The organism is Microcoleus sp. PH2017_35_SFW_U_B, assembly GCF_020737865.1.
In the GTDB taxonomy this organism is placed as follows: domain Bacteria; phylum Cyanobacteriota; class Cyanobacteriia; order Cyanobacteriales; family Microcoleaceae; genus Microcoleus.
Genome location: NZ_JAEQDE010000021.1, coordinates 210,205 through 223,300, shown reverse-complemented (window position 1 = coordinate 223,300; position 13,096 = coordinate 210,205). Strand labels below are relative to the sequence as shown.

The following is a 13,096-nucleotide window of genomic DNA, read 5'->3' as shown; positions in this document are numbered from 1 at the left end:
TACGACGCTTAGATTTATTGATCCTGAATATATTTTTTGCCAGTTGCAATGCAGCCAAAAGCCTTCTGGATTTCTAGCCCTAAGTAACCTGAATGTTCAGGCTGTATTGCCGGAGAATTAGCACAAATTTCTCGTAATAGCTTGAGAGGATCTCTGCCACTATAATGCTTGGTAATTTCACCACTACCAGGAGTTGTTTGGGAAACAACTATTGTTTTATCCTCCAATTTGATGATGAAGTTTCCCACTGAATCGCAATCAGAATAACTTGGATCGAAATAACGTCTACGTTCTGCATCAACTATTTTTTGATAGTGCTGGTTGATAATCCGGTCAACTGAATCGAAAGTATCATCGTAGATATGAGCACTCTGACTAATGGTAATCAGTGGACCCATCTTGAGATCGTACTCCGATCGATCGGCGATCGCGTCTCGAATGTGTTCTTGCAATTTTCGCAATCCTATAGCGTTAGCAGGCCAGGCGCTAAACATATCGTTACTGCGGAAAGTAGCAGTCATTGACAGTTCGTTATCCACAACTCTTAGCCAGATATGGTTAAGGCATGGACTGCCACCTGAATCGTGATCGGCTACATCCCACAGCGACATAACTGCACTAGCAGCGTCAATCTCACCTATTAATTTATTAATAACTTGTTCAATCTGGTCGCGTCCATTAAACCAAGAACGAAGACGCTGCCCATAAGTGTATTTAACACCTTCTCGTTTCACTGAATCATCTAATATTTGTGAAGTGTATTCTTGAACAAAAGGACGGTCAATGGGCAGATAATTTGGTTCGGGGAAATAAAAGCCTGGTGGCTCATTTTTCACCACAGCTATTAAATCAATTAATTCTTGCCATTTGCCATCGTAGCCAGTCGGTCGAATTGTACCTGTTGTTTTGATGCGATGAATAATTTTAACCCAAGTTTCTGCAATAGTTGTTCCTTCTATCCGATGACCGTAACGCGGTCCAGGTTGAATAGTAGGAACGATTTCAGAGATAGGAAATTCTAAGTAATTACCCCACGGTTCAAGTATGTTCTGTTGTGAGTAAGACTTGACAGAGGCTACAGCTTCAGAAATGGATTTTGCTTCTACAGGTTCCTCTATCGATTGTCGTAATTGTTCCAAAGCACTAGCTGGAATTTCAATATCAATATACCCAGTAATAGGAGAATTAATCACCCAACATTTTCGTCCGGTATCACTGGTTCCTTCTGTAAACCCATTACGGAAGAAGTCCAGCAGGCACTTACATCCACCAGCATTGAGGTCTTCTTTTGTAGCGTTCATGATTACTAAAAAGCGGACATGGGGATTGAATAAAAGATTCCGAATCAGAAAGCTAATTCCACGAGTTGAACTGTACAACTGTCCAATCACAGCAAACTCATGGGCGTGAAGGTGTTTGGCGATCGCTTGCTTTACAGTCCATCCAGTCACTACAGCGGTTTGACCAGTTCCGCAAATCAGTTGGTTTGGCTTGTGTAGTGGTTTGTACTGGAATAGGGTTGCCTGCTGACTCATTACTGTGATGGTGACTACAAGTCAAAAAAAACTGCTAGAACAGCTTAACAAACTTTGAGGACATTTTTGCTAAAATTTTACCAAGATTTTTATGAATGAACCGCATGGTAGAGGGGGCAGAGGGTGCAGTGGAGGAGAAGAGAGAGATTAAGCAATCATTAATTTCAATAAAATCTGAATATTTAGCAAAACAATTTAAGTTTTTTAAATGAGTAGTTCGTTGACAGCTACGCTAAAACCTGCAAGTACAGTTTGAGTGTTAACAACTTCATCTGCATTAAACAACAGCCAGCGTTCCCCGGCATTCACAAATATTAATCTAGCTTCAGGAAAAAGCAGCCAGACTTCTTGACAGCCCGACTCCAAATATTCGTGAGCTTTTGCAAATAATTCTTCGCCGCTATCTTCGGGAGAAGCAACTTCTGCTATCAAGGGAAAACTTTGGGAAAATGCTGTAAAATTGCCTGATTGTGGCAGCAGTTCGGGAGTAATGTAAGCGATATCTGGTCGGCGGCCCTGCTTGTTAGTGCGACAAAGTATTTCGGTCAGAACTTCTCCTCCCTGTCCGCTGGAATTTTGGTAATTTCTCCAGGATGTAGATAGTTTAGATTGAGCCAAACTGTGTTTGAATGTCATTCCTGTTTTCTCTACTAAGTTGCCGTCAACCCATTCCATTCTATCAGGCGGTTTGACTAAAAAATCTTCGAGAGATATGATTGTTTGTGGATCAGATTTGGGTTGAATTTGTGGTGTATTTTCTAATTCGGGCGGTGATTCTGGCTGTGATTTTTTGTCGGCATTTTTTGGTATGATTATAGTAGCTGTCACGATCGCAACCTCTCTTTGAATATTTTAAGTTTACAGGAGATTAGCCTTTGATGACTGGATTAAATAAGGTAACTTCTATGATACTATCAAACCGATTTTCTGAAGCCCTCACCTATGCCGCCGAATTGCACGCAACTCAAGTCCGCAAAGGTTCTGGTGTTCCGTATATCGCTCATTTATTGGGTACTGCTAGTATAGCTTTGGAATACGGGGCTTCGGAAGATGAGGCGATCGCAGCTTTGCTTCATGATGCGATCGAAGATCGAGGCGGCCCCACCACCCGCGAAGCCATCCGCAACCACTTTGGGGATATCGTCACAGCGATTGTAGACGGCTGTACCGACAGCGATGCGACGGCGAAACCCCCTTGGCGCGATCGCAAACAAGCTTATATCGATCGCATTTCTCAAGCTTCCCACTCCGTCAGATTGGTCTCGGCGGCTGATAAACTTTATAATGCGCGATCGATCCTGAAAGATTACCGTGAATTAGGCGATCGCGTTTGGGAACGCTTCAAAGGCAAAAAAGATGGTACTCTCTGGTATTACAATTCTTTAGTAGAAGCATTACGCCAAGCTGAATCTACACCAATCGTTGAAGAATTAGCCCGCACAGTTTTAGAATTGAACAAGCTTTCCGAAGATAAAAGGTAAAAGCCATAGGACTAATGCCAACTGGCACATATCGTAGGTGCGTCAAATCTGGAACCCTAGATAATCGTTGTATAACTTCGTCTGACGCACCCTAGAGGTCTAGCAGATAACTAATAACCAGTAACCAATAACTACTAACAAATGGCAAACGTTCGCTTAGAAAATATTACTAGACGCTACCAAAATGTCACCGCGATTGAAAACATCAGTTTCAAAATCCCGGATGGAGAATTTTGGGTATTAGTCGGGCCCTCCGGCTGCGGAAAGTCTACAATTATGCGGACAATTGCAGGTTTGGAAACTGCAACTTCTGGCAATCTTTATATTGGAGATAATTTAGTTAATAACATTCCGGCGAGACAGCGCGATGTCGCAATGGTATTTCAAAATTACGCGCTTTACCCGCACATGACTGTCGCCGAAAATTTGGCTTTTGGATTGCGGATGCGGAATGTTGATGCTGCAAAAATTAAAGAAAGAGTCGAAATTGTAGCCCGATCGCTCTCGATCGATCACCTCCTCAACCGCAAGCCGAAACAGCTATCAGGCGGACAGCAGCAGCGGGTAGCACTCGGAAGGGCGATCGCCCGCGAACCCAAAGTATTTCTTTTAGACGAACCGCTTTCCAACCTCGACGCCCAACTGCGAGACGACACTAGGGCCGAACTCAAACAACTCCATCAAAGGCTGGGAATTACCACAGTTTATGTCACCCACGACCAAGTGGAAGCGATGACTTTAGCTGATAAAATTGTAGTTTTAAATGGAGGCAAAATTCAGCAAATCGGAGACCCGCAAAGCATTTACGCTAAACCAGCTAATCGGATGGTTGCCACATTTTTAGGCAATCCTGCTATGAACATTTTACCTGCAATTTATGCAAACGAATCTTTTCAGGTAGGAAGTCAATCTTTAGCCTGTCCGCCCTCGATTCATAAAAGATTGCAGGCGAAAGAAGGACAAGCATTTGATTTGGGAATTCGTCCAGAAAATATAGAAATCTTTACGCCACAAACAGCAGAAGAGGATGATTTCAATAGGGATATTTGGGCTTTAGAAAAAGTCCCTCTCGATGTAGAGGTAAAAGTAGTTGAACCTCTGGGGCGAGAAATTTTAATCCGGGCGAGTTTACCTGCGTTGGGTGCTGAAACTACTGTACAGTTACAAGTACCGGCGGGTGTTCGCTTGCGTCCGGGCGATCGGCTGACGGTACAGCTTGACTTCGATCGACTATTTATTTTTGACCCATCCACCGGCGAGGCGCTGTATCCCTAACCGCATTAAATCTCAAAGGTCAAATAGATTTGATTTATGCACTTGCAACCTCAGAAACCCGGTTTCTACGAATATTTCTCGTTTCTCGTTGCAAATTTTTCTCAGAAACTGGGTTTCTAGCCCCGGCTTTCTGCGATCGCAGTCGGTAACTCCTGTTCCATCTCAAATCTCAAATCTCAAATCTCAAATCGCTCGACTGTTCCATCCACAGGCTAGGTCTCAGTCTTCTTCACAAAACTTTACACTTGACGTTTCGGAATTTACGCAGTAATGATAGAATGATTGTATTGCGAAAAAAAATCATCCCTCTAAAGGCGTACTTTTGTGAACGGGCATCGCGACCAACAACTTCGCATCTGCGCTCGAAAAGCGGCAATCCCGCCGCATAGGGATTAACTGGCGAACCAAAAACTCCGAAAAACTTTCTAGCGGCATTTCTTAGATGAATCCCGATAACCTGCCTCAAATGCTGCAAACTGGATTTCACCTAACTTTAGGTGCAACTTCCTTTTTACTTGAGACACTGCAAGATCCCCAGAAGCGAGAAGAAAATCTGGACAAACTTCGTCAGTCGGATTTAAGTCCACTAGCTTCGGAGTTGGTTGAAAAAGGAGAAATGACCGATCGAGAAGCCCGTAATTTTGTCGATACTATTTTCTCTCAACCAGGCGATCGGGAGAATGCACGCAGCGAGGAATCCGGATCGCATCAGCAATCGGATACAGCAACTGACACTCCTCCCGAGTTGGTTGTACAGCCTGATGTAAAACTAGAGATTCAAGAATTAACTGCACAGATGGCAGCGCTCAGAATAGAGTTGGAAAATTTGCGCGCTGAAAATTACCCTGATTAAAGGATCAAGCATCTTTAACACAGCCCGAATTTAGTTGGAAACCCACTTGCAAACCCACTTGCAAACTTATTAAACAGAACCACAATTTAGTCGTTGTCCCAGTTTTCAGTACCGATTAAGTCGGCGATGCGATCGCGCAACAAGAAATCGCATTTTTCCAATTCTCCTTCTACGCAAGCCCATTCTCGGGGCGGAATGAACTGACACAGTGTGTAAATAGGCTGTTGCCTGCTGAGTACGCCTTCATGGACGAGGTGGCGTGCTTCGTCTTGGATAACATCTAAAGAGTATTGGATTCTGATAGTTGACTGAATCATAATGCGCCCTCAAGGTTTTACTACTAAAAAATTATGGCCCTGTTAATAATATAATCCAAACTTAGGATTATGGAAGTTAATTTTTTTTCTGTATACTGAGATACTGTTTGCAGATTAATTTGAAAAACTTATAGAGATGATGAGCGAGCAATGGGATCTGCTTGGGGATTTTGAGACGTGGCAGATATTCCAGGCTAACACGCGAATATACGGCAAAGCTTCATTCAGGACTTAGAAAGTTGCGACAGATTCCCGGTTTCTGGATGCTGCGCCGCAAAAGCAAAATTTTTGACAGAAACCGGGTGGATCGATTTAAGTGCTGATGAAGCCAAGGAAAGACTCAGCAGTCTGGCAGATCAAGCATTCCCCGTTTTGTTAATGCCGAACAGCAACTCTAGAGTGAGAGATTGCGCTGCGGGCATTTGTCCGAAACAAAATATATAAGGAATAGTCGGAGGCAAGTGCGGCAAAAATTGTTCTAAAACGTAGGGACTTCCGTAAACTACCACAGCTTGCAGTTCTCCCGTCTTTAATAAATTCTTAAACCAATCTTGAGCCGCTTGGGTCAATCCGGCACTACCTCGGAAGCAATTGCCGCGAATGAAAATTTGCAGCAGTGTCGGAGAAAAATGCTCTGCGCTTGAATTATGACTCAAATCGCCTGTCCGATCGTCAATTAGTTGCAATTCGTAACCAAACTGTTCGGGAATAGCGATCGCCGGAGTGTGTTTTCCCAAAAACTCGCAACCCAAAACATCATCTACCACAATCAAATTCCGCAAAATTTGCTTTTCCGAGGGTTTTTTAGCCACTAAAGGCAAAGCGCCACCAAATTTTAAAGAATCTCGCAAAATATCGGCAGCCGTCGCCCTTGCCTCTGCTGTTGCCAGCAAAATTAAGTCGCTGGAACTCCCACCCTTGCTCAGAGGCGGTTGAGGGGGGTCGAATTTGGGATTTGTCGCTGTTTGGTCGATCGACAAACCCACTTTAATTTTCGCCTTCCAGATTCGATTGACAGATTCCTTGATTTGTGCTATGTCGAGTCGCCCTTGAGTGACAGCTTCGCAGACAGCCAGAATCGCCCCTTCTGGGTCAAGCGGCATCAGCAAAACATCAGCACCAGCCTCAGCGGCCAAAACAGCAGCTTCATTAGCGCCGTACTTATTGGCGATCGCGCCCATCACCAAAGCATCCGTTACAATCAAACCATCAAATCCCAACTCTTCCCGCAGCTTCCCGATCAAAATTTTGCGAGAAAGAGTAGCCGGAAACTGGTCATCCCAAGCCGGAATCAGCAAGTGAGCACTCATCACAGCATCGACCCCGGCGGCGATCGCCCCTACAAAAGGAGGCAACTCAATCTCAGCCAATCGATCGGGCGAATGCGGCAAAACCGGCAATTCCAAGTGAGAATCAACCGCCGTATCTCCGTGGCCGGGAAAATGCTTAGCCGTAGTTAAAATCGGGTGTTCGAGAGCACCGCGAATAAAAGCACTTGCCAATTTTCCGACAATTTCCGATGTCTCGCCAAAAGCGCGGACGTTAATCACAGGATTGTCGGGATTGTTGTTAACATCGACCACCGGTGCGAGAATCCAATTGAGACCGATCGCCCTAGCTTCGATCGCAGTCACAGCCCCCATTTGTTCCGCATAGCGATCGGCTTTACCTGCATCGTGCCGCGCAATTTCAGCAATAGCCATCGGCGGCCCAAACCAAGTCGCTCCGGCGAACCGCTGGCCGACACCTTCCTCAATATCAGCAGCCAGCAGCAGCGGAAATTTTGCCCAAGACTGCAATTGGTGCGATCGAACAGCCAATTCCGCAGCACTTCCCCCCACCAAAATTACCCCACCCACGCCCAAATTTTCCAGATAATAGCGGAGTTTGTCGGCCGTTGGTTCCCAGGCCCGATAGCGAATTTGGTGGTCAAACAAGTAGCCTGAAGCGCGCACCACGAACATCTGGGCTACAAGTTCGGGCAAGGAAAGATTGTCAATCATTCGATTTTAGATTTGGGATTTTAGATTTGGGATTTGGGAATTGGGAATTGGGAATTGGGCATTGGAATTATAGATTTGGACACTCGCATTACATAATTCCAATGCCACCGGATTTGAGATTAATCCTCGTCTTCTTCTAAATCATCATCATCATCATCATTTGCCAATTTTTCGCCATCATCCGTCAATTCTTCGTTGTCAAACATACCTGGTTTGCGATCGGCAGAAAGCTGATTCAGCAGTATCACCATTTTATCACCCCGTTCCAGGGAACGGTCTTCGAGAAATATCACTTCCGGCGTCCGACGCAGTTGTACCCGCTGGCCTAACTGGTTGCGGACATAGCTAGTTGCCGATTTCAAACCTTCCATAGTCTCGGCCTTGGCCTCATCAGTACCGTAAATGCTGACAAAGATTTTTGTATGCTGAAGGTCTCCCGAAACAATGACATCGGTAACGCTAACCATACCTGCACCGACTCGATCGTCCTTAATGCCGTTGATCAACATCAGGCTGACTTCCCGCTTAATCATTGAAGCTACGCGCTCTATGCGACGACTTGTAGCCATACCAATTATCCCCTACTTTTATATCAGCCATTTTCTATCAATTCTTAGTTTGACACAAAGCCGTAGGCGGGAGTTCTGCCAAAAGTACGCCACAATGAATTTTGGCTAACCTAGCCGTGTCCCGATCGCCAATAAAAACATAAAAACTATGGATAAAGAATTTACCATCGGTCAAAAAGTCCGAGTTGTGGCGATGCCACCTTTCGTGAAAACTGCCGAACCGATGCCGATGCTGCGGCCTGCGAATGTAATTGCGATCGGGGCCCAGGGTGTTGTGATCGATCGGCGTCCCGGCAATTATTGGGGCATTCGATTTGAAAAAGGTGCTTTTCTCTTAGACAGTCAGTACATTGAAGCTGCTATCAGTTGACTGTTGGCAGTTGGCAGTTGACAGGAAAGCAGTTGGCGGTTGGCTTGTTGAATAGTTGTCATTGGTAATTGGGAATTGGTAATTGGGAAATTCTCCCTCTTCCTTCTCTCAACGGGAGCATCTCAGTTTTGCAAGAAGCATTTTTTCTTACAGTGCGAGCGTCCCCGCTCGCGTGTGTACAAGCACGCGAGCGGGGACGCTCGCACTATAGCAAAACTGAGATGCTCCCCTCTCAACTGTCAACTGTCAACTGTCAACTGTCAACTATTCAAGAAGCTAACTTGGTCTCAAAACCCAAAGAATCAACCGAAAATTCTCCCAAAACTTCCTCTACAATAGGAGAGCCAAAAGTAAAAGTTTGAGGCTTTCCCAAATAATAACCTTGACCGTAATCTACCCCAAGTTCCTTGAGTTTATCCATAACTGCTTGACTTTCCACATACTCGGCAATAGTTTTAATTCCCATGGCGTGGGCAATTTTGGTAATAGCTTCAACCATGACAATATCAATAGGATTCTCGGCAAGATTCTTAATAAAATTGCCATCTATTTTGATATAGTCAACAGGCAAATTTTTCAGGTAAGCAAAAGAAGACATCCCGCTACCGAAGTCGTCCAAGGCAAACTGGCAGCCGAGTTCCTTGAGTTTCCAAATTAAGCAGGCTGCTTTGCTGAGATTCGCGATCGCCACGGTTTCGGTAATTTCAAAACAAATTATTTCCGGCGGTATTTGATAGAGAGAAAACTGCTCTTGAATAAAGTCGATGAATTTTTCTTCGTTAATGCTGTCCCCAGAAAGGTTGATCGCATAAAGGCTAGAATATTTGTCAAATGAAGATTGTGAATTAGATAAGGAACAGTAGGCAGGCAATGTAACTATGTTATCGCTGTCTGCCCCCGGGTTTTGGACTAAGAGATTTGCTGTAAAAATTTGAGATAAATTGCTAAATAAAGTGCGAATTACCCAGCGATCGATCGCGTGCATCAAGTTATAGCGTTCGGCTGCCGGAATAAATGCCATTGGTGAGACTAACTGACCAGTCTGAAGTTGAAGGCGGAGGAGGATTTCGCAGTGGGTGCTGGTGGTCGGAGAGTTGAGCAAATGTACGATCGGCTGAGAGTACAAGCGAAACCGATTATCTTCTAAAGCTTGATTGATTTCGACCACCCACTGGGTTTCGCCGTGCTGTTTGATTAATTCGCGATCGCCCGGTTGATAAACCTGCACCCGATTGCGGCCTTTATTTTTAGCAGCATAGCAGGCTAGATCTGCCGCGCTCAACACCGCAGAAGTCGATACTGTTTTGCGATTAATTGCCACCAAACCGATACTGACGCCGATCGCAAAAGTTTTGTCCTGCCACGCAAACCGAAATTCCTGAATGTTTTGCAGTAGCAATTTTGCAACATCTAAGCCCTGTTCTGGCGGACAATTGTACAGGAGTACAGCAAACTCATCGCCGCCCAGGCGCGCCAAAATATCGGTTTTGCGGATATTGCTTTTAAGTAGCTGGCTGACTTGGCGCAGCAGTTCGTCGCCTGCAACGTGACCAGAAGTATCGTTAACTATTTTGAAGCGATCGAGATCCAGGTAAAGCATCACGTGTTCTTGACCGTAACCTTGAGAACTGTGCAGGGCGTGTTCTAGCTGGTACTCAAATTCGTGACGGTTAACCAATTGCGTCAGGGGGTCGTGAGTTGCCTGCCAGGTGAGTTGTCGCGCTTGAGTTCGCACTTGGGTGACATCTCGAAATACAACGACGGCCCCGACAATTGTGCCGTTGCTGGCGTGGATGGGGGCGACGCAATGGTCGATCGCAAATTCGCGGTTGTGGCGGGCAATCAGCAAGCTGTTGTGTCCTTGGTCAACAATCCGACCTTCGTACAAAGCAATTTGAGCGATATTTTCGATCGGCATCCGAGTAGTTTCGTCAACTATTCTCAACACGCCCGCGAGGGGCAAACCTTTAGCTTCTGAGGTTGACCAACCCGTGAGTTTTTCGGCAACTGGATTGAGGGTAGAAATGTAGCCGTGGCTGTCAGTAGCAATTACTGCATCGCCGATCGATTGCAGAGTAACTTGAGCTAGTTCTTTTTCCTTAAAAAAAGCTTGTTCCATGCGCTTGCGATCGCTAATATCCCGCTGCACGGATACCCAGTGAGTCAGGTTTCCCGACTCGTCAGCAACGGGTACGCTGTTGAGTTCCACCCAATAAGTTGAACCGTCTTTGCGGTAGTTGATCAATTCCAAGCGCAGGGGTTCTCGGCGAGAGAAAGCGCGACGAATTTTTGCAACTTGAGAACCATCGCTGTCGGGCCCGCGCAGACAACTCGGTGTTTGGCCGATAATTTCTGCGGGCCGATAACCGGTCATTTGGGTAAAAGCTTCGTTGACATAGATGATGGTGGGATCGGAGATATCGCTGTATCCCGCATCCATTATTACGATCGCATCGTTAGCGTTAACTACGGCAGATTCTAACAGTTGCAGCCGCACCTCTGCCTGCTTGCGGGTAACGATTTCCTGTTCCAGTCGGCTGTTAGTCAAGCTCAAAGATGCGATCGCTTTTTGCAATTCGCTAGTCTGTTCTTGGACGCTGGCGTGCAAAATATCGATCGCCCCGGACATTTCCATCGGGTCAAGTACGCTCAGTAAAGTGCTTTGAGTAACTATTCCCAGCAGTTCTCCGCCTTCGGCAGTGACTACTAACCTGCGGACTAAACGCTGCTGCATTTCCTGATGAGCCACCCAAAGCGAGTCTTCTGGCTTGAGACTAAATAAAGGGCTACTCATTACAGTTTCGGCGATCGTCTGCGACAAATCTATATCTAAAGCTTGAAATTCGACAATATCCCGTTCCGTGACTATACCTAGAGGAATTGGGAACGACAAATTCATCGATAATTCTGTTGGCGCTGTAATTACCACGCAGCTAACGCGGTGCTGCGCCATCAACTCGGCTAAACTCATAACTGACGAGGTAACAGGCGCTTGAATAACTTGTGCAGTCATTACTTCTTTCACCAGGCGCATTTTTAAGATATTTGCCGGTTGCACCATGCCTTGGCGAATGCTTTCTGGCGTAATTACTCCTAAAAGTTGACCGTCACTGTCTAATATTGGCAAATGGTGAATTCGTTGTTGCCCCAACAGAATTAAGGCGCTAAAAATGTCTCGATCTTCACCTTTCGTCAGAGTTGCAGCAGGCTGCTGCATAACTTCTGCGATCGTAACATTTTTTAAGTTTTTGCCCGATGCAATCAAATCGACGAGATCCCTCTCGGTGAAGATTCCTTGCAATTGGGAATTTTGAGCAGATTGGGAGTCGGATTTTTCGAGGGATTGTTCGACGACAAAGACGCAGATACCTCTGGCGTCTCTGAGGGCGCTTGAGGTGAGGGGATTTGGGATTTCTGTGAGTTGCGGGTAGATATCGGTGGGTGGAATGTCTGCGTTTAGAGAGCAACTTCCGCGCCGTTGGCCCATCAGGGTAATGACTTCTGCTAATGGGGTATCGGGCGCAACTGTCAAGGGGTAGCGGTCAATTACTTGATCTAAAGTCGGCAGATGCTTGGAGGAATCATTTTTTATCATAGGATTTAATTCATTTTGGCGATCGTCGCACAGACTCTACCACAGTCATAAAAAGCCCTGCTTTCCATGCAGTGCGTGGATTTTTACAGCGCTGCTGAGACATAATTAAATTTTTTTGTTAAAAATCCACCCGATCTGTGGTTGGCGAACTGGCCGGTGACAGCTCTGCCTCTACCTCTAAAGTTATAACCGTATATGGATTTTAAGTGTGCAAATTCTGTCCAATGACAGTTTTATTAACAAATATGTATTGGGGGAACTTTTTTCGATAGAATCAACCTATAACATCATTCATCACTAATCATATCCATCTTTAGAAGCAAACGTCTGTTTGCTGTCCGGGCTAACCTAGAAAAGGTAACTACAAAAACAGACCGTATTAAGTTCGGCAGTGTTAAGTTTTACGATATTAAGTTTTGCGAGCTTTTCTAGACCACCTGCCAGTTGCGGAGGACAATGAATATCACAGCAGGTCTGTGAATTCGATCGCAAATTTGCGAAAACGACCGTGGTAAGCTTGTAGATATAAACAGAAGAACTTAAACACCAAGTCTGGCGAGGAAAAGGGATTATGAAACGCCATCTATTAGCCGCAACTTTTTTAATTACTCCCCTACTGTTGGCCGGGCCCGCTAGCGCTGCAAATCCCGCTCAGGTCAAGCAGCTACTCTCCACTGGGCAATGCTTTGGGTGTGACTTGTCAGGAGCAAATTTGGCGGAGGCTCATTTGATTGGTGCAGATTTGAGAGAAGCGAATTTGCAAGGCGCAAACCTCTCCAATGCTAACCTCGAAGGCGCTGACTTGACCGGCGCTAACTTGACGGGTGCCAACTTAACCGCAGTTTTCCTGACTAACGCCAGTTTAAATGGCGCAGACCTCGATCGGGCAAATCTGACAGCCGCCATCATCAACACCACTGACGTATCAGGCGCATCAATGGAAAACATGACTATTACTGATGCCAAAATCTACAATACCCAAATCGGCGTAGGCGGCAGCTACGAGCAGTAAACTCTTTTAAATAATGCGAAGTGCCAATTTTAAGTTAAAAAACCCGGTTTCTCTCCAGAAACCGGGTTTTTAGTCTTTAGGTTTGT

General features: G+C 45.5%; 11 protein-coding genes. 5 read left to right on the top strand and 6 right to left on the bottom strand.

Going from position 1 to position 13,096, the window contains the following annotated elements:
• Positions 1 to 14 precede the first annotated feature (14 nt).
• Both JGK36_RS02460 and JGK36_RS02455 read right to left on the bottom strand, forming a co-directional pair.
• Positions 15 to 1,451, bottom strand: coding sequence for a thymidylate synthase (locus JGK36_RS02460; RefSeq protein ID WP_293195919.1), 1,437 nt, complete (start codon positions 1,449 to 1,451; stop codon positions 15 to 17).
• 288 nt (positions 1,452 to 1,739) lie between these two features.
• Positions 1,740 to 2,363: a Uma2 family endonuclease gene (locus JGK36_RS02455; RefSeq protein ID WP_293189576.1), complete on the bottom strand. Its 624-nt coding sequence runs from the start codon at positions 2,361 to 2,363 to the stop codon at positions 1,740 to 1,742.
• Positions 2,364 to 2,440: 77 nt separating this feature from the next.
• On the opposite strand from JGK36_RS02455, the gene JGK36_RS02450 reads away from it, so the two are divergent.
• The 3 genes from JGK36_RS02450 (at position 2,441) to JGK36_RS02440 (ending at position 5,144) form a co-directional block, all read left to right on the top strand.
• Positions 2,441 to 3,016 (top strand): HD domain-containing protein, encoded by a 576-nt coding sequence (locus JGK36_RS02450; protein ID WP_293189575.1) that lies wholly within the window; start codon positions 2,441 to 2,443, stop codon positions 3,014 to 3,016.
• Positions 3,017 to 3,157: 141 nt separating this feature from the next.
• Positions 3,158 to 4,291: an ABC transporter ATP-binding protein gene (locus tag JGK36_RS02445; protein WP_293176006.1), complete on the top strand. Its 1,134-nt coding sequence runs from the start codon at positions 3,158 to 3,160 to the stop codon at positions 4,289 to 4,291.
• 442 nt (positions 4,292 to 4,733) lie between these two features.
• Positions 4,734 to 5,144, top strand: a complete 411-nt coding sequence (locus JGK36_RS02440) for a hypothetical protein (protein ID WP_293176008.1) — start codon at positions 4,734 to 4,736, stop codon at positions 5,142 to 5,144.
• 86 nt (positions 5,145 to 5,230) lie between these two features.
• Here the strand turns inward: JGK36_RS02440 and JGK36_RS02435 are convergent, their stop codons facing one another.
• The 3 genes from JGK36_RS02435 to rbfA form a co-directional block, all read right to left on the bottom strand.
• Positions 5,231 to 5,461: a DUF4327 family protein gene (locus JGK36_RS02435; protein ID WP_293150704.1), complete on the bottom strand. Its 231-nt coding sequence runs from the start codon at positions 5,459 to 5,461 to the stop codon at positions 5,231 to 5,233.
• A 356-nt stretch (positions 5,462 to 5,817) separates the two neighbouring features.
• Entirely contained in the window at positions 5,818 to 7,464 is a 1,647-nt protein-coding gene (locus JGK36_RS02430) for a glycoside hydrolase family 3 N-terminal domain-containing protein (RefSeq protein ID WP_293195917.1), read from the bottom strand.
• A gap of 119 nt (positions 7,465 to 7,583) precedes the next feature.
• The gene (gene rbfA / locus JGK36_RS02425) at positions 7,584 to 8,033 is read right to left on the bottom strand and encodes a 30S ribosome-binding factor RbfA (RefSeq protein ID WP_293176012.1); all 450 of its coding nucleotides are present in this window, start codon (positions 8,031 to 8,033) and stop codon (positions 7,584 to 7,586) included.
• Positions 8,034 to 8,181: 148 nt separating this feature from the next.
• Here rbfA and sipA point away from each other — a divergent pair, with 148 nt between their 5' ends.
• The gene (gene sipA, locus JGK36_RS02420) at positions 8,182 to 8,403 is read left to right on the top strand and encodes a regulatory protein SipA (protein ID WP_293176014.1); all 222 of its coding nucleotides are present in this window, start codon (positions 8,182 to 8,184) and stop codon (positions 8,401 to 8,403) included.
• A 268-nt stretch (positions 8,404 to 8,671) separates the two neighbouring features.
• On the opposite strand, the gene JGK36_RS02415 is transcribed toward sipA, so the two are convergent.
• Complete coding sequence (locus tag JGK36_RS02415; protein WP_293195915.1) at positions 8,672 to 11,998, bottom strand: EAL domain-containing protein; 3,327 nt, start codon at positions 11,996 to 11,998, stop codon at positions 8,672 to 8,674.
• A gap of 571 nt (positions 11,999 to 12,569) precedes the next feature.
• Between JGK36_RS02415 and JGK36_RS02410 the strand changes: the two genes are divergently transcribed.
• A complete protein-coding gene (locus tag JGK36_RS02410) occupies positions 12,570 to 13,010 on the top strand; it encodes a pentapeptide repeat-containing protein (protein WP_293195913.1) in 441 nt (146 codons plus the stop codon).
• Positions 13,011 to 13,096: the final 86 nt, after the last annotated feature.

Excerpts from the sequence above, each read along its gene's own strand:
- JGK36_RS02450 (WP_293189575.1), top strand. The coding sequence starts at position 2,441 with ATGATACTATCAAACCGATTTTCTGAAGCCCTCACCTATGCCGCCGAA.
- JGK36_RS02410 (WP_293195913.1), top strand. The coding sequence starts at position 12,570 with ATGAAACGCCATCTATTAGCCGCAACTTTTTTAATTACTCCCCTACTG.
- JGK36_RS02430 (WP_293195917.1), bottom strand. The coding sequence starts at position 7,464 with ATGATTGACAATCTTTCCTTGCCCGAACTTGTAGCCCAGATGTTCGTG.
- sipA (WP_293176014.1), top strand. The coding sequence starts at position 8,182 with ATGGATAAAGAATTTACCATCGGTCAAAAAGTCCGAGTTGTGGCGATG.
- rbfA (WP_293176012.1), bottom strand. The coding sequence starts at position 8,033 with ATGGCTACAAGTCGTCGCATAGAGCGCGTAGCTTCAATGATTAAGCGG.
- JGK36_RS02445 (WP_293176006.1), top strand. The coding sequence starts at position 3,158 with ATGGCAAACGTTCGCTTAGAAAATATTACTAGACGCTACCAAAATGTC.
- JGK36_RS02435 (WP_293150704.1), bottom strand. The coding sequence starts at position 5,461 with ATGATTCAGTCAACTATCAGAATCCAATACTCTTTAGATGTTATCCAA.
- JGK36_RS02415 (WP_293195915.1), bottom strand. The coding sequence starts at position 11,998 with ATGATAAAAAATGATTCCTCCAAGCATCTGCCGACTTTAGATCAAGTA.
- JGK36_RS02440 (WP_293176008.1), top strand. The coding sequence starts at position 4,734 with ATGAATCCCGATAACCTGCCTCAAATGCTGCAAACTGGATTTCACCTA.